24 protein-coding genes are annotated in these 22,837 nt (G+C 61.6%); 15 read left to right on the forward strand and 9 right to left on the reverse strand.

Translation table 11 applies throughout. The annotated features are described in order from the left end of the window. The first annotated feature begins 454 nt into the window (after positions 1 to 454). Positions 455 to 727 carry a hypothetical protein gene (locus NP503_RS21940; RefSeq protein ID WP_127267734.1) on the forward strand — a complete coding sequence of 91 codons (273 nt, stop codon included), beginning with the start codon at positions 455 to 457 and terminating at the stop codon, positions 725 to 727. A 54-nt stretch (positions 728 to 781) separates the two neighbouring features. On the opposite strand, the gene NP503_RS21945 is transcribed toward NP503_RS21940, so the two are convergent. Both NP503_RS21945 and NP503_RS21950 read right to left on the reverse strand, forming a co-directional pair. Next, positions 782 to 1,477 (reverse strand): 4Fe-4S dicluster domain-containing protein, encoded by a 696-nt coding sequence (locus NP503_RS21945; RefSeq protein ID WP_127267733.1) that lies wholly within the window; start codon positions 1,475 to 1,477, stop codon positions 782 to 784. Between the two features lie 89 nt (positions 1,478 to 1,566). Next, on the reverse strand, positions 1,567 to 3,141 hold the full coding sequence (locus NP503_RS21950; RefSeq protein WP_024501311.1) for a trimethylamine methyltransferase family protein: 1,575 nt from the start codon (positions 3,139 to 3,141) through the stop codon (positions 1,567 to 1,569). A gap of 272 nt (positions 3,142 to 3,413) precedes the next feature. On the opposite strand from NP503_RS21950, the gene NP503_RS21955 reads away from it, so the two are divergent. After that, positions 3,414 to 4,112: a B12-binding domain-containing protein gene (locus NP503_RS21955; protein ID WP_027029468.1), complete on the forward strand. Its 699-nt coding sequence runs from the start codon at positions 3,414 to 3,416 to the stop codon at positions 4,110 to 4,112. 82 nt (positions 4,113 to 4,194) lie between these two features. Here the strand turns inward: NP503_RS21955 and NP503_RS21960 are convergent, their stop codons facing one another. Further along, positions 4,195 to 4,335 (reverse strand): entericidin A/B family lipoprotein, encoded by a 141-nt coding sequence (locus NP503_RS21960; protein ID WP_023812312.1) that lies wholly within the window; start codon positions 4,333 to 4,335, stop codon positions 4,195 to 4,197. 64 nt (positions 4,336 to 4,399) lie between these two features. Here NP503_RS21960 and NP503_RS21965 point away from each other — a divergent pair, with 64 nt between their 5' ends. The 10 genes from NP503_RS21965 (at position 4,400) to NP503_RS22010 (ending at position 13,529) form a co-directional block, all read left to right on the forward strand. Next, a complete protein-coding gene (locus NP503_RS21965; protein WP_127271741.1) occupies positions 4,400 to 5,029 on the forward strand; it encodes a DUF1638 domain-containing protein in 630 nt (209 codons plus the stop codon). A gap of 114 nt (positions 5,030 to 5,143) precedes the next feature. After that, a complete protein-coding gene (locus NP503_RS21970; RefSeq protein ID WP_127271739.1) occupies positions 5,144 to 5,719 on the forward strand; it encodes a DUF4893 domain-containing protein in 576 nt (191 codons plus the stop codon). A gap of 93 nt (positions 5,720 to 5,812) precedes the next feature. Beyond that, positions 5,813 to 6,592: a formyl transferase gene (locus tag NP503_RS21975; RefSeq protein ID WP_127271185.1), complete on the forward strand. Its 780-nt coding sequence runs from the start codon at positions 5,813 to 5,815 to the stop codon at positions 6,590 to 6,592. 203 nt (positions 6,593 to 6,795) lie between these two features. Continuing rightward, positions 6,796 to 7,098, forward strand: a complete 303-nt coding sequence (locus tag NP503_RS21980; protein ID WP_023812316.1) for a virulence factor — start codon at positions 6,796 to 6,798, stop codon at positions 7,096 to 7,098. Next, positions 7,091 to 7,729: a methylenetetrahydrofolate reductase C-terminal domain-containing protein gene (locus NP503_RS21985; RefSeq protein ID WP_127271183.1), complete on the forward strand. Its 639-nt coding sequence runs from the start codon at positions 7,091 to 7,093 to the stop codon at positions 7,727 to 7,729. The genes NP503_RS21980 and NP503_RS21985 overlap by 8 nt, the downstream gene beginning before the upstream one ends. Further along, entirely contained in the window at positions 7,726 to 8,817 is a 1,092-nt protein-coding gene (locus NP503_RS21990) for a methylenetetrahydrofolate reductase (protein WP_127271737.1), read from the forward strand. Before NP503_RS21985 ends, NP503_RS21990 begins: the two co-directional genes overlap by 4 nt. An 82-nt stretch (positions 8,818 to 8,899) precedes the next feature. Further along, positions 8,900 to 9,874: a methyltetrahydrofolate cobalamin methyltransferase gene (locus NP503_RS21995; protein ID WP_127271735.1), complete on the forward strand. Its 975-nt coding sequence runs from the start codon at positions 8,900 to 8,902 to the stop codon at positions 9,872 to 9,874. Then, positions 9,825 to 11,975, forward strand: coding sequence for an ASKHA domain-containing protein (locus NP503_RS22000; protein WP_127271733.1), 2,151 nt, complete (start codon positions 9,825 to 9,827; stop codon positions 11,973 to 11,975). The genes NP503_RS21995 and NP503_RS22000 overlap by 50 nt, the downstream gene beginning before the upstream one ends. A 188-nt stretch (positions 11,976 to 12,163) precedes the next feature. Continuing rightward, a complete protein-coding gene (locus NP503_RS22005) occupies positions 12,164 to 12,349 on the forward strand; it encodes a hypothetical protein (protein WP_127271300.1) in 186 nt (61 codons plus the stop codon). A gap of 232 nt (positions 12,350 to 12,581) precedes the next feature. Further along, complete coding sequence (locus tag NP503_RS22010; protein WP_127271302.1) at positions 12,582 to 13,529, forward strand: alpha/beta hydrolase; 948 nt, start codon at positions 12,582 to 12,584, stop codon at positions 13,527 to 13,529. Between the two features lie 27 nt (positions 13,530 to 13,556). On the opposite strand, the gene NP503_RS22015 is transcribed toward NP503_RS22010, so the two are convergent. Next, positions 13,557 to 14,456 (reverse strand): LysR substrate-binding domain-containing protein, encoded by a 900-nt coding sequence (locus NP503_RS22015; RefSeq protein ID WP_013531163.1) that lies wholly within the window; start codon positions 14,454 to 14,456, stop codon positions 13,557 to 13,559. Between the two features lie 218 nt (positions 14,457 to 14,674). Here NP503_RS22015 and NP503_RS22020 point away from each other — a divergent pair, with 218 nt between their 5' ends. The 3 genes from NP503_RS22020 to NP503_RS22030 all read left to right on the forward strand — a co-directional run bounded on the left by NP503_RS22020 (position 14,675) and on the right by NP503_RS22030 (position 16,618). Next, the gene (locus tag NP503_RS22020; protein ID WP_032930657.1) at positions 14,675 to 14,860 is read left to right on the forward strand and encodes a hypothetical protein; all 186 of its coding nucleotides are present in this window, start codon (positions 14,675 to 14,677) and stop codon (positions 14,858 to 14,860) included. Positions 14,861 to 15,198: 338 nt separating this feature from the next. Next, positions 15,199 to 15,333, forward strand: coding sequence for a hypothetical protein (locus NP503_RS22025; RefSeq protein WP_013531161.1), 135 nt, complete (start codon positions 15,199 to 15,201; stop codon positions 15,331 to 15,333). Between the two features lie 346 nt (positions 15,334 to 15,679). Beyond that, on the forward strand, positions 15,680 to 16,618 hold the full coding sequence (locus NP503_RS22030; protein ID WP_348625597.1) for a GlxA family transcriptional regulator: 939 nt from the start codon (positions 15,680 to 15,682) through the stop codon (positions 16,616 to 16,618). 38 nt (positions 16,619 to 16,656) lie between these two features. Here NP503_RS22030 and NP503_RS22035 read toward each other — a convergent pair whose 3' ends face one another. The 5 genes from NP503_RS22035 to NP503_RS22055 all read right to left on the reverse strand — a co-directional run bounded on the left by NP503_RS22035 (position 16,657) and on the right by NP503_RS22055 (position 22,819). Continuing rightward, positions 16,657 to 16,998: a peptidase inhibitor family I36 protein gene (locus NP503_RS22035; RefSeq protein WP_023812325.1), complete on the reverse strand. Its 342-nt coding sequence runs from the start codon at positions 16,996 to 16,998 to the stop codon at positions 16,657 to 16,659. A gap of 168 nt (positions 16,999 to 17,166) precedes the next feature. Next, the gene (locus NP503_RS22040) at positions 17,167 to 18,015 is read right to left on the reverse strand and encodes a DUF1194 domain-containing protein (RefSeq protein ID WP_127272437.1); all 849 of its coding nucleotides are present in this window, start codon (positions 18,013 to 18,015) and stop codon (positions 17,167 to 17,169) included. Positions 18,016 to 18,110: 95 nt separating this feature from the next. Continuing rightward, the gene (locus tag NP503_RS22045; protein ID WP_127270286.1) at positions 18,111 to 20,672 is read right to left on the reverse strand and encodes an FAD-dependent oxidoreductase; all 2,562 of its coding nucleotides are present in this window, start codon (positions 20,670 to 20,672) and stop codon (positions 18,111 to 18,113) included. Between the two features lie 159 nt (positions 20,673 to 20,831). Beyond that, on the reverse strand, positions 20,832 to 21,590 hold the full coding sequence (locus NP503_RS22050; RefSeq protein ID WP_127272436.1) for an FkbM family methyltransferase: 759 nt from the start codon (positions 21,588 to 21,590) through the stop codon (positions 20,832 to 20,834). Next, positions 21,587 to 22,819 carry a glycosyltransferase 87 family protein gene (locus NP503_RS22055; RefSeq protein WP_127272435.1) on the reverse strand — a complete coding sequence of 411 codons (1,233 nt, stop codon included), beginning with the start codon at positions 22,817 to 22,819 and terminating at the stop codon, positions 21,587 to 21,589. Before NP503_RS22055 ends, NP503_RS22050 begins: the two co-directional genes overlap by 4 nt. Positions 22,820 to 22,837: the final 18 nt, after the last annotated feature.

Genomic DNA, 22,837 nt, shown 5'->3' on the forward strand with positions numbered 1-22,837 from the left:
GGCTGCCGTCAAGCTACTGATCGAGATGGTAGTGGGTCAGTCTGAAATTCAGCCTTTGAATGGCCGGCGTTGAATGCGATAATTCAGGCATGGATGACACATCCGAAACTAAGACACGAAACGGTTGGGCGCCCTTGCACGTTGAGCAAGCTCTTGGTCTTAACCCGGACCTGCCAAAGCGCTGCCCCGAGTGTCATGGTGCTGTTCGCGCTCACCGCGAAAGTAACAATGGGATGCGCGCTCATTTCGAACACATCGAAGGGCATGATGGATGCTCGCTAAAGCCGCGAACATTTTCCGGTACTAAATCAATGCACCCAGACGCCCTATCATGAAAGCTTTGCGAGATTGGTGACATTGTTGCGCTGATCGAAGTGAAGGAAATTGAGAAGCCGGTGCTGCGCGGCCCTTACAAGAAGCGGACAGCTTGACTTCAATATGCTATGCCGCCGCCATGAAGAGCTATGATTTCGATCCTACCGAATTCGCCAAGTTAGAGTTCCTATTGGCTCACGCCGTCAGTTTTCTCCATCAAGAGCGGAGCAAGGCCGAACTCAATCAATTCCAGGCCAAATTCCTCCCGATTATTCGCGATGTATATTATCAGGTGTTGGGACCTAAGATTGATGATCGCCAGCGTGAGGCAATCTCTGTATCCGATCCTTGGGATCCAGAGTTGACTCAGGAGCGGGCTATCGAACTCCTAGCTGAGATATTCAAAGCTTAGATTTCAAACTGACTCACTACCATGAGATAGAAACTCACCAAGCTATGGCGCCGATCAGTCGGCGGCTGACGCAAAGCTTGCCATGTGAAACGCCTGGATCTCAGCCGGATAGCGATAGGCGATGCCATAGGGGCAGGCATTGCGGTCAAGGCAGCCGCCGCTGCGGCACGGCTCGCCCTTCGCTCCTCGCACATGCGCCAGACAGGACTGGTAGGCGAATCCTTCCGTGGAATAGGCATCGACCGGACAGTATCTCAGGCAAGGTTTCTCGACACAGGTGTCGCAAAGGTGGATCGCCTTGCCCTGCTCCGGAAGCGCGATCTCGTCCTCGAACAGCAGCGCACCGCGATAGGCATGCCAAAGCCCGTATTGCGGATGCATGAGGATGCCGAGCGGCGACGGTTTTAAACCCTCGGCCCGCATCGCCCATTGCTGGAACGGAAGATAGGGTTTGTCGGAAGGCGAAACCGCACGGGCTTGGAATTCATTGGCCACGGCGCCAATGACCTGCCGCGACCAGTTGTCGAGCGGATCGGCGATTGTCCGTGGCTGGTTTTCGCGCCAGCGCAGGAAATGCGGCCAAGGTGCCGCCCCCGCCTGCCCCACCAGCAGCACGGACCTTGCTGGCGCGCCCGAGGTGCCATGTGGAGCATCCTCGTCGCCAGGGAACACAAAGCCGCCGCGCAGGATGAGGCCGTTGGCGCCAAGCGCGGCCGTGATCTCCTCGATCATGCCGCGACGCGCAATCATTCCTTCTTGACCGGATCGGAGAACGCGCTCCGCCAGACTTCCTTGTGGATGATGTTGGCGACTTTAGCCCCGCCTGATTCGGGCTCCTTTCAAGTGAAGGCGTCGGGCATCGACCCCTTCTTCTTGGCGATGAAGTCCTTCAACGCTTCGTCGATGCTCGGATCGAGATGCGGCGCCTCGTAGCTTTCCAGCCAGCGGCGGGCAAGCTCGTTGGCGCGCTGCGGCGCTGTCTTCTCGCCTTCGGCCAGCCACTGCTCGTAGGAATTGTTGTCGGCGATGTTGGAGCGGTAGAAGGCGGTCTGGAAATTGGCCTGGGTGTGGTCGCAGCCGAGATAGTGGCTGCCGGGGCCGACCTGGCGGATGGCGTCCATCGCCTGGCCGTTTTCCGACAGGTCGACACCCTCGGAAAACTTCTGCGTCATGCCGAGCTGGTCGATGTCCATCATGAATTTTTCATAGCAGGACGCCAGCCCGCCCTCGAGCCAGCCAGCCGAATGCAGCACGAAATTAGTGCCGGCCAGGATGGTCGAGTTCAGCGTGTTGGCGCTTTCATAGGCCGCCTGAGCATCCGGAACCTTCGACGCGCAGAGCGAACCGCCGGTACGGAACGGCAGGCCGAGACGGCGCGCCAGCTGTGCGGCGCCATAAGACACCAGCGACGGCTCCGGCGTGCCGAAGGTCGGCGCGCCCGACTGCATCGAGATCGACGAAGCGAAGGTGCCGAACAGCACCGGCGCGCCCGGCCGGATCAGCTGCGTGAACGAGGCGCCGGCCAGCACTTCGGCCAGGACCTGCGTCAGCGTGCCGGCCACCGTCACCGGGCTCATCGCGCCGGCAAGGATGAACGGCGTGACGATGCAAGCCTGGTTGTGGCGCGCATAGACTTTCAAAGCGCCGAGCATGGTCTCGTCGAACACCATCGGCGAGTTGGCGTTGATCAGACTGGTCAGCACCGTGTTGTTCTCGACGAAATCGTCGCCGAACACGATCTTGGCCATGGCGACGGTGTCTTCGGCGCGTTCCGGCGCGGTCACCGAGCCCATGAACGGCTTGTCGGAATATTTGATGTGGCTGTAGATCATGTCGAGGTGGCGCTTGTTGACCGGCACATCGACCGGCTCGCACACCGTGCCGCCCGAATGGTGGATCGACGGCGCCATATAGGCGAGCTTCACGAAATTCTGGAAATCCTCGATCGTCGCGTAACGCCTGACGCCATCGAGGTCACGCACGAAGGGCGGACCGTAGACCGGCGCGAAAACGGTGGCATTGCCGCCGATCTGCACCGAACGCTCGGAATTGCGGGCGTGCTGGGTGTAGACGGACGGCGCGGTCTTGAGCAGCGAACGGCACAGCCCCTTCGGAAAGTGCACGCGCTCGCCCTTGACGTCGGCGCCGGCCTCTTTCCACAGTTGCAACGCCTCCGCGTCGTCGCGGAAGATGATGCCGATCTCCTCGAGCACCGTATCGGTGTTCTTCTCGATCAGCGCCAGGCCTTCCTCGTCCAGCACCTCATAAACGTTGATCTTGCGCTTGATGTAGGTGAGCTGCGTGCCCGGGCCACCGCCTGAACGTGCTGCCCGCCGGGCTGCTGCCCCGCCACTGGCGCCACGCCCACGTCGCGCGTTTGACGCTTCCTGATCGACTGCCGCGTGTTCGCTCATGGTGGTTCTTCCCTGAAACTGTTCTTGTCTGGAATCCATAGCGGCTGCCTCGCCGCTTCTTGCCAGATCGTAGCCATGCACCCTATTCGAAACGGCCCGCCAGCGCCAACGCCTGTCGCAAAATCGACAAGAATTCCAAGAGAGTTACGGTCGCTTTCCTTTTGCGGGAAGTCGCAAATCAGCTATGGATACATGCCCTCAGCGGGTTAGGTATGAACGCGAAGATGTGTGCCTTGCGACATGGTCGCGATGCCGGCAGGAGCTCGATACAAATGTCCGACGACGAGATCATCCTTTCCGAACTTTCCGACGACGAGTTGGTGCAGCAGATGCACGACGATCTCTATGACGGGCTGAAGGAAGAGATCGAGGAAGGCACCAACATCCTGCTCGAGCGCGGCTGGGTGCCCTACAAGGTGCTGACGGAAGCGCTGGTCGAAGGCATGCGCATCGTCGGCGAGGATTTTCGCGACGGCATCCTGTTCGTTCCCGAAGTGCTGCTGTCGGCCAATGCGATGAAGGCCGGCATGTTCATCCTGCGTCCGCTGCTCGCCGCCACCGGCGCGCCGAAGCAGGGCAAGATGGTCATCGGCACCGTCAAGGGCGACATCCACGACATCGGCAAGAACCTCGTCGGCATGATGATGGAAGGTGCTGGTTTCGACGTCATCGATCTCGGCATCAACAATGCGGTCGAGAAATATCTCGATGCGATCGAACAGCACCAGCCCGACATCATCGGCATGTCGGCACTGCTGACCACGACCATGCCCTATATGAAGGTCGTCATCGACACGATGAAGGAAAAGGGCATCCGCGACGATTATGTCGTGCTGGTCGGCGGCGCGCCGCTGAACGAGGAATTCGGCAAGGCCGTCGGCGCCGATGCCTATTGCCGCGACGCGGCAGTGGCGGTCGAGACCGCCAAGGACTTCATGAAGCGCAAGCACAATGTGCGCGCTTCGGCCTGATTGGTCATTTCGGCCGGACAACAGGAAGCCGCGCCTTGCAGCGCGGCTTTTTTGTTCCCAGATGAAGAAGTACGGGCGCGGATCAGGGATTGTTGACGGTGTCCTCGACCGCATTGGCGGTTGATTTGACGTCCTTGCCGACGCCTCGGACGGTGTTCGCACAAGCCGTGAGGGCCAGGGCGCAGGTCAAGATGGCAATTGGCGTGATGCGTAGCAGTTTCATGGACGGTGTCTCCCTCAATAGATAAATTAGCGCTACAGCAACGAAGGCCGGCTCGACGGGTTCCATGGCCAAGACGCAAAAAACGAAACCGAATCAAGACGACAAGCTGCTCGTTATCGCCTGTGGGATGATTGCGCGCGAAATTCTGGCCGTCAAGGAACAGCTCGGACTGGATCACCTCGACCTGACCTGCCTGCCGGCAGAATTCCATTTCTATCCGGACCGCATCGCCCCGGCCATGGACAAGGCAATCGAAAAGGCCAAGGCCGAAGGCTACAGCAACATCTTCGTCGGCTATGCCGACTGCGGCACCGGCGGCCTGCTCGACCGCATCTGCGAGAAGCACGGCGTCGAGCGCATGGCGGGCCCGCACTGCTTTGCCTTCTATCAAGGCATGGAGGCCTATGCGAAAGTCGCCGACGACGACATGATGTCCTTCTACATGACCGACTTCCTCTGCCGGCAGTTCGACGCCTTCTTCATGAAACCGCTCGGCCTCGACAAGCACCCGGAGTTGATCAAGGACTATTTCGGCAACTACGAGAAGCTGATCTATCTGGCCCAGACCAATGATCCGGAACTCGACAAGGTCGCCGAAAAGGCAGCCAGAATGCTTGGTCTCGTCTATGAACGCCGCGCAACCGGCTATGGCGACCTGACGGCCGGAATGGCGCAGGCGGCAGCACACGCCTGAAGCAATTCCTGACCCCGCCATGCTCTAACCCTGGGTGACAGGCCGCCGAGAACGGGTAAGTTGTGCGCCACAAGGCAACAGGCCCTCCAGCCATTCGAACGTGGAAACACACTGATGACCCCTCGCCTCTTGATAGCCGCACTCGGTCTCCTCTGTTTCGCCCTGCCCGCTCATGCCGATGGCGAGGTACAGAAACTCATCACCCCGGCCGACAAGAAGCGGCTCGACAATTATGGCGAGACGCGCAAGGCGGCGCTTGCCGAGGCGAAAGCTGGAGATGCGGCCGAGGTCAAGCAACTCGACGCCTTGCTGGCAAAACCGCTGGTGGCCTTTTCCGACAAGGACCTGACCGGCAGTTGGCGGTGCCGCACCATCAAGGCCGGCGGGTCTTTGCCGCTCGTCATCTATGGCTGGTTCAAGTGCAAGGTCACCGACGACGGTTCCGGCTGGCGGCTGGAAAAGATCAGCGGCTCGCAGCGCACCAAGGGCCGTTTCTTCGACGATGGCGAGAAACGCGCGATCTATCTCGGTTCCTTCTATGTCAACGATGATCCGGCAAAGCCCTATGGCAGCGGCCCGCAAACCGACCAGGTCGGCTATGCCTTCCGCAACAGCGCCAAGGAATGGCGCATCGAATTTCCGGCGCCCTATTACGAATCGAATCTCGATATCATCGAATTCAAGCGCTGACTGTGTATCGAAGGCTGATCACCAAGGATTAACCCGGACGCCCTAGCATCCCGACCATTATCAAGAACGGGTTGCTTGGAGGGGGCAAGATCCATGGCAGCATCAGAATCCAGTACGCGGATCGTGGTCGTCACCGGAGGCGGCCAGCATGTCTGGGCTATCGTCAACGCGATCACCGACCGCGTCGGCCCTGTCAGCGTCATCCTCGAAACGCCTGAATCCAAAAAGCAATTGCTTCGCGGCCGGGCTCGCCGCCAGGGCTGGATCTCCGCCATCGGCCAACTTGGCACGATGGTGCTCAGCAGACTGGGCAAACGGCTTCTCGCCAGCCATGCCGCCCGGCTGATTGCCGAGGAAAAGCTCGAGGTCGAGCCGCGGCGGGATCAGGAAATCATCCATGTCGCCTCAGCCAACGGGCCGGAATGCCTCGAAGCGATCAAGAAGATCCAGCCTGGCGTTGTCCTGCTTAATGGCTGCAGGCTGTTGTCGAAGGACATGCTTGCCCGGATGCCTTGCCCGGTGCTCAACTATCACGCCGGCATCACGCCGAAATACCGCGGCATGAACGGTGGCTACTGGGCGTTGACGTCAGGCGACCCGCAGAATTTCGGCACCACCGTGCATCTGGTCGATGCCGGCGTCGATACGGGCGCCGTGCTGAAACAGGTGCGCGGTCAACCGAAACGCGGCGACACCATCTCCAGCTACGCGTTGCGCCAGGCCGCGTTCTCGCGCGACATCTGCGTCGAGGCGGTCAGCGATGTTCTGGCCGGAAAAATCACCACCGTCGACCCCGGTCTGCCATCACAGCAATGGTATCATCCGACGATCTGGTTCTATCTCTGGACTGGCCTGAGAACCGGCATCTGGTAGCGCATTCCTCGTCAGGATCCGCACGCCGTGAGCCGGCTTTTCCGACGCCTCGAACCGGGCGCCGGCAGACGCCGGAAACGAATAATCACACCTTTCATTTTACGACATCCAAATGCGTCGCTTTTGAATGCGCGCGCGTCGTCCCATAACAAGCGGCCCCACTGCGCTTCCGGCAATGCTCGCAGAACGAGGAGTGAGAATTCATGGCCGATCTGATCGTCGTCTACTGGCGCGACATCCCAGCCCAAATCATCGTCAAAAAGGGCCGGCAGAACGCCAAGCGCGAGCTGCCGCTGCGCTTCACCGAGGCGATCGACATGTGCGCGATGCGCACTGGCGCCGGCGGCACCGACGATTATCTGGCCGAATGGCGCAAGGCCGATCCCGTCCCGGTCGGCGATGACCTCGAAGCCGAGGTCGAGAAGGCATTCAACGATATCGACACGAAATACGACCGCGAGCGGCTGGTCGCCCTGGTCAAGGCAGGCGGCAAAGAAAATGTCTGAAACCATTCCTGCCAAGGATGGCCAAAGGGTTGTCCAGCCGGTTACCCAGGCCACTCTGGTCAAAAAGGCAGCGCCGAAATCCGACTACAAGCCGGCCGACGTATCGCCGCAGCGGCGCGTGCAGCGTTCCTTTGCGGTCAGATTATGGTCTGTGCGGCACTCGCGATTACTCGAATGGTTCTACGCCAAATTCGCCGACATGTTCCTGCTCCTCCATCCCTTGTGGAAGGGCATAGGTTACGGCCGCGTCGAAGGGCCGATCAAATTCGTCGAGAAGCGCGTCAAGGGCTTCATGTTCGACTGCCGCATGTGCGGCCAGTGCATATTGTCCTCGACCGGCATGTCGTGCCCGATGAACTGCCCCAAGCAATTGCGCAACGGTCCTTGCGGCGGCGTCCGCGCCAACGGCAATTGCGAGGTCGAGCCCGATATGCCCTGCGTCTGGGTCAAAGCCTGGGAAGGCTCGCAGAACATGGTGCACGGCGACAGGATCCTGACCGTGCAGAAGCCGGTCGACCAGTCGCTGCGCGAAACATCGGCCTGGCTGCGGGTGACCGCGCAGGCGGCCGCCGCACGCGAAGCGGCCGCTGCCGCCAAAAATGAGACGGCAAACACCGGGGCACCGGCATGATCGGACGCCAGATCGACGAGAACCCGGCCGGCATCCACCTGCCGCTCGAACCCCTGCCCGGCCACACCTCGCGCGGCCGGCTGGAGCGCGTCCTGCGGCGCGGCGAGTTCGCCGTCACCACCGAGCTCAACCCGCCCGACAGCGCCGATCCGGAAGACGTCTATAACCGCGCCAAGATCTTCGACGGCTGGGTCGATGCCATCAACGCCGTCGACGCCTCGGGCGCCAATTGCCACATGTCGTCGGTCGGTATCTGCGCGCTTTTGACCCGCATGGGCTATGCGCCGATCATGCAGATCGCCTGCCGCGACAAGAACCGCATCGCCATCCAGGGCGACGTGCTGGGCGGGGCCGCGATGGGCGTCGCCAACATGCTGTGCCTGACCGGAGACGGTGTGCAGGCCGGCGACCAGCCCGGCGCCAAGCCGGTGTTCGACCTCGACTGCATGTCGCTGCTCGAGACCTGCCGCATCATGCGCGACAATGGCAAGTTCCTGTCCGGCCGCAAGCTGACGACGCCACCGCAGCTTTTCCTCGGAGCCGCGATCAACCCATTCGCGCCGCCGATCGACTTCCGGCCGCATCGGCTGGGCAAGAAGATCGCCGCCGGCGCGCAATTCGTGCAGAGCCAGTATTGCTTCGACGTGCCGATGTTCCGCAGCTACATGCAAAAGGTGCGCGACCTCGGCTACACCGAAAAATGCTTCATCCTGGTTGGCGTCGGGCCGCTGGCCTCGGCCAAGACGGCCAAGTGGATCCGCTCGAACGTGCCGGGCATCCATATTCCCGATTCTGTCATCAAGCGGCTGGAAGGCGCCCAGGACCAGAAAAAGGAAGGCAAGCAACTCTGCATCGACATCATCAACGAGGTGAAGGAAATATCAGGCGTTTCCGGCGTCCATGTGATGGCCTACCGGCAGGAGGAATATGTCGCCGAGATCGTCGATGAATCGGGCGTGCTGAAGGGCCGCCAGCCGTGGAAACGTGAGATCCGCCGCGACGATCAGCTCGTCGCCGACCGGCTCGACAGCATCTTGCACGACGACATTACCGAAACGCAGGTGGACATGGTGAAGACCGCGCATTGACGGCGCGGACGGCCACCCATTCGCTTGAACGAAAGCAGATAACGATATAAAGAAATCTTTATATCACGGCGGAGAGAATTCCATGACCCGTACCATCGTCGCCTCGGCGACACGAGAAATCATCATCGGCTTCGATCAGCCGTTCTGCGTGATCGGTGAACGCATCAACCCGACCGGCCGCAAGAAGCTGGCCGCCGAGATGATCGCGGGCAATTTCGACACCGTCATCCGGGACGCACTCGAGCAGGCAGCCTGCGGCGCCACCATGCTCGATGTCAACGCCGGCGTCACTTCGGTTAACCCGAACGAGACCGAACCCGGCCTTTTGGTGCAGACGCTGGAGATCGTGCAGGGGCTGGTCGACCTGCCGCTGTCGATCGACAGTTCCGTCACCGCCGCGATCGAAGCAGCACTCAAGGTCGCCAAGGGCCGTCCGCTGGTCAACTCCGTCACCGGCGAGGAAGAAAAGCTCGAAGCCATCCTGCCGCTGGTCAAGAAGTACAACGTGCCGGTCGTCGCCATCTCCAACGACGAGACGGGCATTTCAATGGATCCGGACGTGCGTTTCGCCGTCGCCAAGAAGATCGTCGAGCGCTGCGCCGATTTCGGCATTCCGGCGCATGACGTCGTCGTCGACCCGCTGGTGATGCCGATCGGCGCGCTGGGCGATGCCGGCCGCCAGGTCTTCGCGCTGCTGCGCCGCCTGCGTGAAGAGCTCAAGGTCAACACCACCTGTGGCCTGTCCAACATCTCGTTCGGCCTGCCGCATCGCCATGGCATCAACGCTGCCTTCATTCCGATGGTTATCGGCGCCGGCATGACCTCGGCGATCATGAACCCGGTGCGCCCGCAGGAAATGGAAGCCGTGCGCGGCGCGAATGTGCTGAACGGCACCGACGAGAACTGCACCAACTGGATCCGCACCTATAAGGATTACAAGCCGGCCGAAGGCGGCCAGGCCGTTGCCGCCCCGACGCAAGTCAATGCGCCGGGCGACGGCGCCGGCAATGGCGGCCGCCGCCGTGGCGGCCGTGAAGCCCGGATGGGCCGAGGATAAGCGCGCAATCGTGAACTCACCTGCCAACATCACCGACCCGCTCGTGCTGTTCATGCCGTCCGGCAAGCGCGGGCGTTTTCCTGTCGGCACGCCGGTGCTCGATGCCGCGCGCCAGCTAGGCGTCTATGTCGAAAGCGTCTGCGGCGGACGCGCCACTTGCGGACGCTGCCAGATCGAAGTGCAGGAAGGCAATTTCGCCAAGCACAAGATCACCTCCTCCAACGACCACATCACGCCCAAGGGCGCCAAGGAAGAGCGCTATGAGCGCGTCCGTGGCCTGCCCGAACGGCGCCGCCTCTCCTGCTCGGCGCAGATTCTCGGCGACCTCGTCATCGACGTGCCGCAGGACACGGTCATCAACGCGCAGACCATCCGCAAGGATGCCGACACCAGGGTGATCGCCCGCGATGCGGCGATCCGCATGTGCTATGTCGAGATCGAAGAACCCGACATGCACAAGCCGCTTGGCGATCTCGACCGGCTGAAGATCGCGCTGATGCACGATTGGGGCCTGAAAAGCCTTGATTTCGATTTTTATCTGCTGCCGCAGGTGCAAGGTATCCTGCGCAAGGGCAACTGGACCGCGACCGCCGCCATCTACAAGGATGCCGATTCGGAGACCGCGCGCGTCGTAGCACTTTGGCCCGGCCTCAAGAACGAGGCCTACGGTCTCGCCTGCGACATCGGCTCGACCACCATCGCCATGCATCTGGTGTCGCTGCTGTCGGGCCGCGTCGCCGCCTCCTCCGGCACCTCGAACCCGCAGATCCGCTTCGGCGAGGATCTGATGAGCCGCGTCTCCTATGTGATGATGAATCCTGACGGCCGCGAAGGCATGACGGTCGCCGTGCGTGAGGCAATCTCCGGGCTGGTCGACAAGGTCTGCGCCGAAGGCAATGTCCAGCGCAACGACATCCTGGACAGCGTCTTCGTCGGCAATCCGATCATGCACCATCTGTTCCTCGGCATCGATCCGACCGAGCTTGGCGGCGCGCCCTTTGCGCTGGCCGTTTCGGGCGCTGTGCACATCAAGGCATCCGACATCGGCCTGAAGCTCAACCAGGGCGCCAGGCTCTACATGCTGCCTTGCATCGCCGGCCATGTCGGAGCGGACGCGGCGGCGGTGACGCTGTCGGAAGGCCCGCATCGCCAGGACGAGATGATGCTGATCGTCGATGTCGGTACCAATGCCGAGATCGTACTCGGCAATCGCCAGCGTGTGGTTGCGGCCTCCTCGCCCACAGGCCCTGCCTTCGAGGGTGCCGAAATCTCCGGCGGCCAGCGCGCAGCACCGGGCGCCATCGAGCGTGTGCGCATCGATCCCGATACACTGGAACCAAAATACCGCGTCATCGGCTCTGAGCTGTGGTCCGACGAGCCGGGCTTCCTGGAAAGCGTCCAGGCAACCGGCGTCACCGGCATCTGCGGTTCCGGCATCATCGAAGTGGTGGCGGAGATGTATCTCGCCGGCATCATTTCCGAGGACGGCGTCATCGACGGCGGGCTTTCGGCCCGTTCGCCGCGCGTCACCGCCAACGGCCGCACCTTCTCCTACGTGCTGAAGGAAGGCTCTGCCGCATTGACGGAAGATGGGCCGAAGATCACCATCACCCAGACCGATGTGCGCGCCATTCAGCTTGCCAAGGCAGCGCTTTATGCCGGCACCAAGCTGTTGATGGAAAAGCAGAACACCGAGCATGTCGACCGCATCCATTTCGCCGGCGCCTTCGGCTCCTTCATCGATCCGAAATACGCCATGGTGCTCGGGCTGATCCCGGATTGCGACCTCGACAAGGTCTCGGCCGTCGGCAACGCCGCCGGTGCCGGCGCGCGCATGGCGCTGCTCAATCGCGGCTACCGCCGCGAGATCGAGGACACGGTCAGCAAGATCGAGAAGATCGAGACGGCCCTGGAACCGAAATTCCAGGAGCATTTCGTCTACGCCATGGCGCTGCCCAACAAGGTCGATCCGTTCCCGAAGCTGTCGGCAGCGGTGAAACTGCCGCCGCGCAAGACGGTCAGCGAGGACGGCGTTGCCGGCGACGCCGCTCCGCGACGGCGTTCGCGCGAAGGCCACGCCGCCAGGCGTGGACGGGAATAAGCGGCCGCGCCCAGGTCACGGCCTTTCCAAACTCATTTGCATGCAAATGTTTCCGGATCGCCTGATCCGGAAACCAAAAAGCTGTTTTCGTGAAATTCGCCAGATACATGGCAGGCGCATTCAACCGGCATCGAATGGCAGGCTGGAGATATCTTTCCAGCCGCCGCAACGCTCCAGAGGAGACAACGATGTCAATGCTCGAAAACCTCGGCCGCTATGGCACGGCCATCAAGAATGCTCACGACCGCAGCAAGGCGCGACGCCTGTTGAACAGCCTGCCGCCCGAAATCCAGAAGGATATCGGCTGGCCGGTATCGCCGCGATCCAGCGAAAAGGCCGCACTTATCAACACGATCTGGAGCGCCGCGCGCTGATGACCTTCGCCGACAAATGCAAATTGCTCGGCATGCGTCGGGGATCTCGCATGTCCCCGGCGACCACCAGCAACCGGCTGCGTGCCGCACTTCTACCACGTCGCTGAGCACCGCGGCGCGGATCACACCACCGTGTAGATACGGCGCAAATCTTGACATTTTCGGCCACGGCACGATCTTCGAAGATAGTGGGGGTTCTCTTAGTCGGCTTTGCCGAAGTTCGTGTATTCGCATGCCAAGTTTGAAAAGCCATGTCGTGTCTTTCGTCCTGCGGCACAGCCGCAAGCAGGCATTTGCCAGTCCGGAAAATTTGCAGCGCTGGATCGCGGCCGCGCGCAAGACCGAGAACCACCGCCCGCCCGCCTCGTTGCATCAGCGTCTCGACATCGAGATGCATACGGTCGATGGCTTCCCCGTCTACGAAATCGCACCCAGGACCGGCGAGCAGAAGCGGATTCTCTACTTGCACGGCGGTGCCTATGTCTTTGAAATCACACCCTATCATTGGCACCTGATCGCCGAGATGGCGGATCGGCTGGGCTACGGGATCACGGTGCCGATCTATCCAATCGCTCCCGAACACGATTTCCATGCCATGTTCGGAATGGTTGGCGATGTCTACCGGCAGATGCTCGCCGAGACGGAAGCCGAAGACATCGTCTTCATGGGCGATTCCGCCGGCGGCAATATGGCTGTGGTGCTGACCATGATGGTCGCCGAAGAAGGACTGCCCCTGCCGTCGCGGCATGTGCTCATTTCGCCGGGTCTCGACGTGTCGCTCACCAACCCCGCAGTGTTCGAGGCGGAACGCACCGACCCTTGGCTGGGCATAGCTGGCGGAAGGGAGGCGATTCGCCTGTACAGTGCCGGCATCGATCCCAGCGACTGGCACATCAGCCCGGTCTATGGAGATCTGTCAGTGCTGCCAAGAACGCTGCTTTTGACCGGCTCGCGCGATCTTTTGACTCCCGACAATCTGATCTTCGCCGAAAAAGCCCGCGCAGCCGGCGTTGAAATCGATCTTGTCTATGAGGAAGGCATGTTCCACGTCTGGCCGCTGATTGACATGCCGGAAGCCCGGCGCGCCCGCGAGCGCATCGTCGCCTTTCTCGGGGAGAGCCGGATCGTGCACGATACGAGAGTAAGGCCTGAACAGCGCCCCGCCGAAGCGGCGGAGTAGCTTTATACTATCGTCCTTACCAGCCGGTCAGAACTTGCCGGTTTCCCGGAAGACTTCGAAAGTCGCGCGGATGTGGTCGGCAACGGCCTTGACCGGGGCACTGGCATCCGGCGCCACCACCATCGCCAGATTGTAGGTCCCGATGTCGGGCATGCCGTCCTTCGGGCAGAGTTCGACCATGTCATTGCCGAGGAACGACTTCGGCAATGGCGCCACGGCGAGATCGGACATGATCGCGGCGCGCTGGCCGGCCGTGTGCGCGCTCATATAGGCGATGCGGTAATTGCGGCCCTCGCGGCCAAGCGCATCGAGCGCCCCGGCACGCCAGGCGCAGCCCTCTTCCCACAGCGACACCGGCAGCGGCTCGCGCAGATGCGCGCAGCCGCCCTTGGCACCGGCCCAGACGATCGGCTCGGTCAGCAGCACCTCGGCGCCGAGCGCGCTGGTCTTGTAGGAATTGGTCAGCAGCGTGATGTCGAGCGCCCGGTCGTCCATGCGCCGGCGCAGATTGCTGCTCTGGTCGATGGTGACGTCGACGGCGATCGACGGATGCGACTGCGCAAAACGCTTCAGCACATGCGGCAGCACGCGCTCACCGTAATCGTCCGGCGAGCCAAGCCGCACCACACCGACAATCTCGGGAATGATGAACTTCGACACCACCTCGCGATTGATGGACAGCAGTCGGCGGGCATAGCCGAGCAGCATCTCGCCATCCGTCGTCAGCGACACCGAGCGAGCGTCGCGCGCGAACACGGAGCGGCCGAGAATGTCCTCGAGCTTCTTGATCTGCATGGAAACGGCTGACGGCGTGCGGAACACGGCATTGGCGGCGGTGGTGAAGCTGCCGGTCTCGGCAATCGCCACGAACGTGCGCAAAACATCGAGATCGAGCAGCGGCAGCGGATGATTGAGCGGGGCGTTCATGGCAACCGACCTTCAATTTTTCTGATACAAAACATCATTCCATTTCGTTTGATTGAACATCAGATTGGGAGGATAGTCAACTCCATCGAAGCAGTAGCTGCCACAAGCAGCCATGAAACGACCTCGACACAGACCTGCATTCGACACGAAATGAAGTTGAAACAAACCCGCAGTAGCCAACTCGCTGTCTGGCACTCGCCAACCCAAAGGAGAAAGAGATGTCTATCCTGTCGTCCCTTGGTCGCATCGCGACCGAATTCAGCGCGGCGCGCGCCCGCTACCAGACTGAACGCGCTATCCGCTCCCTGCCGATCGAACTGCAGAAGGACATCGGCTGGCCTGAAGCTTCCGATACCAAGACCGGTACTCGCAACGGCGTCGGATCCTGGGCTGGAGCAAAGTAGATCGTGTGTACCATGTGCTGAAGGCCTGCCGCGCAAACCGCCCGGCAGGCCTTCTCTATTTTATTTGCACTCAAATGAATTTTTAGAGCCATGTTTCCAGCGCATGACGCATATGAGAAAGCCGCATAGCAGCCCTCTTTTCAATTAATCCCTTGTAAATAATCGTAAATTTTGGGCACCTTGCCCAAATCTGTCGCAACCGATGTCGCATTTCATATCAAGCGCTTCGCTTTTGCGATTTAGTTTCTGCTTACACAAGCCTATATCGGCGCCAGCAAACGAGCTGCCCCACTCCATCAAGCGAAGGCGACCCGTCTGAGCAACAAATGGAGATGATTATGAAGCTTTTTGCACGCCTCTTTGCCCGCCGCGAAATGAACCTGACCACCGCCCTCGAGCGTCAGCGTCTCGCCAACACCATGCCCGGCCAGACCGGCGCCATGAATGCGGCCCGCCTCGGCTTCGTCGCCTGAAGATTTTTAGGGGCAGCGCATCCCTGCCGCTGCTTTAAAACTGTAACGCCGCCTGGCTCCAGCCAAGGCGGCGTTTTTGTTTTGCGCGCAGGCAGTACGTTGCCCGTCCCTTGAACAGTTCGTGCCACTTCCAGGGCTCGCTGCACGCCGATTGCCCGTTTGCGACCCATGTCGCAAATTTAATCTCGTCGTAGCGGCGTAGCCGATTGACAGACATGGTTTTTCCTGATGTCGCTATGCTATTCGCGACATCCTGTTCGCGCCATGGCTGTGTGAGGTTCCCTTGAACGCCGTAAAGCATCCGATCAAGCGATCGTTTGTATTCTTCCTTATTCCCGATTTCACCATGATCGCTTTTGCGACCGCGCTCGACCCGTTGCGTTCGGCCAATCGCATGCTCGGCTACGAGGCCTATCGCTGGCGCCTCGCCAGCATCGACGGCAAGCCGGTGCGCGCCTCGAACGGGGTCGAATGCGCGGTCAACACCTCGCTCGAGGACGAGCGCAAGAAGATGGCAGGCCCCGACCGGCCGAACATGGCCATCGTCTGCAGCGGCATCAATGTCGAGCGCTACCAGAACAAGTCCGCCTTCGCCTGGCTGCGCGAGGAATACAATCGCGGCGTCGCCGTCGGCGGCCTGTGCACCGGCGCGCATATCCTCGCCGCCGCCGGCCTGCTGTCCAACAAGCGCTGCGCCATCCACTGGGAGAACCTGCCGGGCTTTTCCGAAGCGTTCCCGAAGGCCAACGTCTTTGCCGACCTCTTCGAGATCGACCAGAACATCTACACCTGCGCCGGTGGCACCGCCGCACTCGACATGATGCTGAAGCTGATCGGCGACGACTTTGACGAGAACCTCGTCAACCGCGTCTGCGAGCAGGTGCTGACCGACCGCGTGCGCAGCCCCACCGACCGCCAGCGCCTGCCACTTCGCGCCCGCCTCGGCGTCCAGAACTCGAAAGTGCTGACCATCATCGAACTGATGGAGGGCAATCTGTCGGAGCCGCTGTCACTGATCGAGATCGCCGACCATGTCGACCTGTCGCGCCGCCAGATCGAACGGCTGTTCCGCACCGAGATGGGGCGCTCCCCTGCCCGCTACTATCTGGAAATCCGGCTCGACCGCGCCAGGCATCTGCTAATCCAGTCGTCGATGCCGGTGGTCGAGGTGGCGGTCGCCTGCGGCTTCGTCTCGGCCTCGCATTTCTCCAAATGCTACCGAGAACTCTACGCCCGCTCGCCGCAACAAGAGCGCGTCGACCGCAAGCAGCTGCTGGCAGCCTGATCCGACCCGTAACCGGTCTGCGCTCCGCCGCCTGAACCTCAGTAGTCGTCGCAGGTGCATTCCGCCGAGGAGATACGGTCGTTCCAGTCACTACCGCCCAAATTGCGGATCCTGCGCGTGATCTCGATCGAGCGGCCGCCCATCCGAGAATCCTCATAGGCCACGAGCGTGCAGCCGCGGCGGACGATCACCGACGACACACGGTCATTCCAGAACTGGCCGCCACGAAAATTTACGGAATCCTCGGCACCCATGCCGATGGACCGCCCGCGAAAATTCCCGTTCTCGAACATGATGCAGGCAGCCTGGTTGTATTGGGCGCTGGCGACGTCGGCATAAAGCACAGACGCGACTGCGGTCAGGATGGCAAGACGTCTCATCGGTGTTTCCTCGGTTTGGCCGCGCTCCTGGCTGGATCACGCGGCCCGCCCAGTTTGCCACTGCTTCGGTAGCGGAGGCAAGCCTGGAGCGTAAGCCCGAACAGGTAGGCAGCGGGGGCAAGAATGGGAGCCGGTTCGGCCAAAGATCACGCTCAACGGAGAAGAGCTTTAGCGGCTGTCGAACATCCAACTGCGGTTTCGCCACATTTTCTCACCGACCAGACAGTCGGTGGTGGACCTCTCCTGCGCCAATATCACCGGCGGATGCGCGGCTTCTTCCGCCGCCCATTGCGGCGAGGCCGGACCGGCGAGTTCCAGCACCAGCTTGCGGCGAATGGCTTCGGGAAACTGCGTCCAGTCATTGACCGGGATCATGAAGGCTCCGGGACCACCAATGACGCAGTCGCTGTAGTAGCGATCGAGATTGCTGACGTCGTAGGCGCCGGAAAAACCGCCTCGCGTCATCAGCGGCAGGCCATTGATGACGATGCCTTGCTTGATCAGCCCGTCGCGGGTCAGATTGACCGGCGCACCCTGGTTGTTGGGGCCGTCGCCCGAAATGTCGATGACCCGCTTCGTGCCCCGGTAGCCGCTTTCGGCAAACAGGTCGTTGCCGAACTCCAGCGCTCCGGAGATCGAGGTGCGCCGCGCGCTATTGGGCGGCTGCGCCGACAACTGCGCGACCACGCGCTCGGCGTCGGTGCGGCTGGCGATCACCGTCCACGGCACGATGACGCGCTGCCAGGTGGTGCCGGCCCATTCGACATAGGTAACGGCGATCTTGCCATAAGCGCCATCGGCAATGGCTTGCAGCACATTGTCGTGCGTCAGCGCCGCTGCGTAACCGTGACGCTGGATCTCGAGTTCGTCCGGTGACATCGACAGCGAGACATCGACGGCCAGCACCAGCTCGACATCGACGGGCTCGTCAGCAAGGGACGCCGGCGCCAACCAAAGCGTCAGCGCGAACGCGGCACAGCTCGAAAGCAAATGTCTAGCACAGGCAAAAGCAGACATTCCGCAAGGGTAAGCGAAAACCGCCGGCTTAAAAAGAGAAAAGCCCGGCCGGTGGCCAGGCTTTTGCCTTCATGCCTTTTTGCGCTTGCGAGCACTCAGCTGCGCGGCTTCAAATTCTCCGGATCGTAGAGCGGCTTGTAGCCGACGGCGGCGACTTCGACCGGATATGTCTCGCCAAAATACTCGATGGTGAGCTTACGGCCTTCCTGGGCGTACGCCCACGGCAGATAGGCGAGACCTATGTTCTTGCCGATGGTCGGGCCGTAGGCCATCGAGGTGGTGAAGGACCGCCGGCCGAGGTCGTCGACCAGCGTCTCGCCGGTCTTCGGGTCCATTACAGGCATGGTGCCAACGGGATAGCGGGCAACACCTTTGGAATCGACATTACTGGTCATCACCAGCGTGCACAGCATGGCCGGCTGGTGCTCGCGGGCTCGGAACTCTACATGCCTGGCCTTGCCGCAAAAGTCGTTCTCCTTGACCTTCGGACGGGCGAGATCCGCTTCGAGCAGATTGTACTCGGTCAAAAGGTCGGCGTTCTGCAGGCGCAGGCTCTTTTCCATGCGGCGCGTGTTGGCATAGGTCTCGACGCCGAAGGGCATCACGCCGGTCGAGCGCAGGGCGTCCCAGACGGCCAGGCCGTCCTCGTAGCGCATGTGCAGTTCCCAGCCCTGCTCGCCGACATAGGAGATGCGGAAAGCGGTGACATCCTTGCCGCCGATCCGGACCGGCTTGATCGCCGCGAATGGGAAGTTCTCAACAGAGAGCCCGTCCGGATTTTCGACCACCTTCTGCAAGGTCGCCCGGGCGTTCGGCCCCCAGATGCCGATAGTGACGTATTTCTCGGTCACGTCGGTGATAGTGACGTCGAAGCCTTTGTCCTGTGCCGTGCGGCGCATGTACTGGAAGTCGCGTGGACCGGCGTCCGCGCCGTCGATCAAACGACAGCGGTCAGCCATGCGGATGACGGTAAAGTCGGCCCGCACCATGCCTTCCTCGTCGAGGAAGTGGGTGTAGATGCCCTTGCCGATGTTGTTGTCGCCGCCGATCTTGGCCGCGCACAGCCATTCCAGCAGCGCGACATGGTCGGGACCTTCGATGTCATACATGGCGAAATGCGACAGGTTGACGATGCCGCAATCCTCGCTCATGGCGAGATGCTCGGCATTGGAGACGCGCCAGAAATGGCGGTTGTCCCACTCATTCTCGCGCACCGGCACGCGGTTGCCGTATTTCTCCAAAAGGTGCTCGTTGGCGGCATAGCCGTGGGCGCGCTCCCAGCCGCCGAGCTCCATGAAATAACCGCCAAGTTCCTTCTCGCGCTCCCAGAACGGCGAGCGCCTGATGTTGCGGGCCTTGGAGAACGGCTCGCGCGGATGCACCGCCGGATTGTAGACCTTCATCGCGGTCTCGGTGCAGCGATCCCAGATGAATTGCTCCTTGGTCTGGTGCGGATAGAACCGTGCATAGTCGATGGCATGGTGATCGATTGCGGTGCGGCCGTCGGTCATCCAGTCGGCGATCAGCTTGCCCATGCCGGGACCATCCTTGACCCAGATGGCGACGGCATACCAAAGGCCCCGCACCTTCTGGCTTTCGCCCATGGACGGGCCGCCATCAGCCGTCACCTGGAGAAGCCCGTTGAAGGAATGGCTCTCATTGTAGCCGAGTTCGCCGAGGATCGGCGTCAGTTCCATGGCGCGTTCGAGCGGTGCCAGGATCTGCTCCATGTCGAGGTCGCGCTGTGAGGGCGAAAGCCGCGCCTGATCCTTCTCCAGCAGGTCGCGCGGATGGCACAGGCGCGGATTGGTCTCTTCGTAGTAACCCCACTCGATCTGCCCGCCCTCGGCGGTCTTTGGATCGCCGGTGTCGCGCATATAGGCCGAGTTGCCCTGGTCGCGCAGCAGCGGCCAGCCGATCTCCTTGCCCGTGCCGGCGAACTCGTTGTAGGGGCCGAAGAAGGTCAGCGGATGGTCGATCGGCATGACCGGCAGGTCCTCGCCGACCATTTCCGCGATCAGCCGGCCCCAGATCCCGGCGCAGACGATGACATAGTCGGCCTCGATGGTGCCGCGGTCCGTCACCACGCCTGATATGCGGCCGTCCTTGACGACAAGCGACCGAGCCGACGTGTTGGCGAAGGATTTGAGCTTGCCGGACGCTTCCGCCTGATCGACCAGCTTGCCGGCGACCGTCTGCGAGCGCGGGATGACCAGACCGGCATCGGGATCCCAAAGGCCACCCTGGACAATCGCTTCTTCGATGAGTGGAAATTTCTCCTTGATCTCGGCCGGCTCGATCAGGCGGGCGCGCGTGCCAAACGCCTTGGCCGAGGCGATCTTGCGCTTGATCTCCTCCATGCGGCCGTCGTCGCCGACGCGCGCGACCTCAAGGCCGCCGATGCGCGCGTAGTGGCCCATCTTCTCGTAGAAATCGATGGAGTAGAGCGTCGTCCAGCACGACAGGAAATCGTGGCTGGTCGTGTAGCAGAAGTCGGAGGCGTGCGCCGTCGAGCCGATGTCGGTCGGGATGCCCGATTTGTCGATGCCGACAATGTCATCCCAGCCGCGTTCGATCAGGTGATGGGCGATCGATGCGCCGACGATACCGCCCAGGCCGACGATGACGACCTTCGCCTTTTTCGGAAACTCTGCCATTGCCCGCGACTCCAAAGTGATAAAGCGCGCGGACTATAAGGCGGAGCAGCAGCACGATTGAAGCCTGTTTGCGACATTGGCAAAAAGCCGAGCGACCAGACGGCAGAATGCTTCCCGTCGGACCCTTGGCGGTTCGCCTTCCAAGGTGAAGGCTATAACTCAGGCGAAGGCCCAGATGTCCTCGGCCTGGAAGCCGACCTGATAACCTGCTGTCTTCAGCTTGACCACGACCTGGCCGATCTCGGCCGCGGGCAGCGCGCCGACCTCGACCTTGATCATGCCGGGACGGTAGCGCTTGAGGTCGAGCTGTTCGAAGACGATCCAGTCGGCGCCCTCGCAATCGACGAGAAAGGCGTCGATATGGGTGATGCCATTGCGGTCGAGCAGCGTCTGCAAGGTCTCGGATGGCACCTCGATGTCCCTGAGATGCGGCGCGAACTTGTTGAAGTTGGTGTCGGCCTCGCCCCAGGCATTCTTGCCCGACATCAGATTGGTGTCGGTGACCGACGAGCAGCCGATGAACTCGATGGGCAACGTGCCGGCCTCGAGCGCGGCGGCATCGAAAGTGTGGACGGTGATCGTGCCCTTTGTCTTCGTCACCGCCACCGGCTCGATGATGAACCGGCTGGTGTCGGGGTAGTTGGCGCGCAGTCGTTTCTGATTGTACGGCATCGGCTCGACCAGCATCGCGCGTGCGCCAGCTATGCGGTGCAGCCACGGCGTCACATCGTCGAACAGCGCACCGTCGCAGGCACCGACATTGACCATCTGGAACGGTCGCCCTGCCCCACCAAATCGCGCCTTCAGCGCCGCCCTGGCCAGGAACTTCGTGCCGCGCAGCGACGGCCCGCGATCGAGAACACTACTTGGAAGACCAAGCGACAGGGCAACGCGCGCCAGGCTGGATAGCGAACTCATGGCTTGTCTCCGGGAATGATTGGCAAGGGCGCGCGATTCTGGCCACGAGCCGCGGCTGCCCACAGCGCCATGAACGGCGTCGCCAGCAGCAGGAATGGCGGGATCAGATGCGGGAAATAGATGCGCGTGTCGTGGATCGGAAAGACGGTGAACTTCGCCAGCGCGCCGAGCACCAGTGCCGCAAACAGGATGCCGGCGCGGCGGTCGAGGCGGAAGCCGGCGCGGGCGGCGGCAAACCAGCCGGCCAGTGCCAGCACCGACACGCCGACCCAGCTGTTCAGGCTGACGGCACGCAGCAGCGAGGCGGCAAACGCCCTGAGATAGGCGGTGACCGAGAATGGCGGTTCGAACCCGTCCATATTGTAATGCTGCTCAATGCTGGAGAACCACAAATGCGGCCACCAGCCTGGATGATGAGCCCAGTGCGAAATGGCGAAATAGGCGACGAAGGAAGCGGCGAAGCCGGCCAGCGCGCCCCACGCCTTCTGCCGGAACGCAACCAGCAGCACGGCAAAAATGGCAAGAAAAACAATATTGTCTGGCCGCACCATGAAGGCGAGAAAGAGCAGGAGCGCCGTTGCCATCTCGCGACCGCGGACATAGGCGTAGAGCCCGCCGAGCAACAGCGCCGAACACAACAAATCCGGCGTCGAGGCGCGCGCCGCATCGCCGAAATCAGCCATGATCAGCACCGCGCCGACCACAGGCGCCAAGGCCAGTGCCCCTTCGGAGCGCAGCCACATCAGGGCGATCGCGCCGAACAGCAGAACCGAGAACACTGAGACCAGGCGCATCGCCTCGACCGGCGACATCACCGCGCTCATCGTCGACAGTATCTCGGCGTAGAGAAATTTGATCCGGTACATGCCGAGCAGTGAATGGAAGTCGGCGGCATTCTCCGCCATGTGACTGCGGAAGCCGCCGCCATCGTCGGTCAGCGCCTTATAGTCGCCTGCGGACACGCCCGATTTGACAGTGCTGTAGGCATAGTCATGCAGCGCCTGTGCATCGGGATAGGTGCCTTCCTCCGCTATAGCGAGATAGGGCAGCATGTCCCAGTTGGCGTCGGGCATCACCCATGCGGTGAACGCTGTAAAAAGAATGTAAAGCGCGAAAGCCGCCGCGCCGATCGGTGCTGCCAGCCGCGCATAAGTCCCCTCGCCCCACGTCAGAACGGGCTCGGTGAGCCGGTCGACTGGGTTTTGTGGAGCGGGCGACTTGGTCAGCATCGTTGTATCCAGCGAGCG

It is taken from the genome of Mesorhizobium sp. SEMIA396, from assembly GCF_024518615.1.
Taxonomy (GTDB): Bacteria; Pseudomonadota; Alphaproteobacteria; order Rhizobiales; family Rhizobiaceae; genus Mesorhizobium.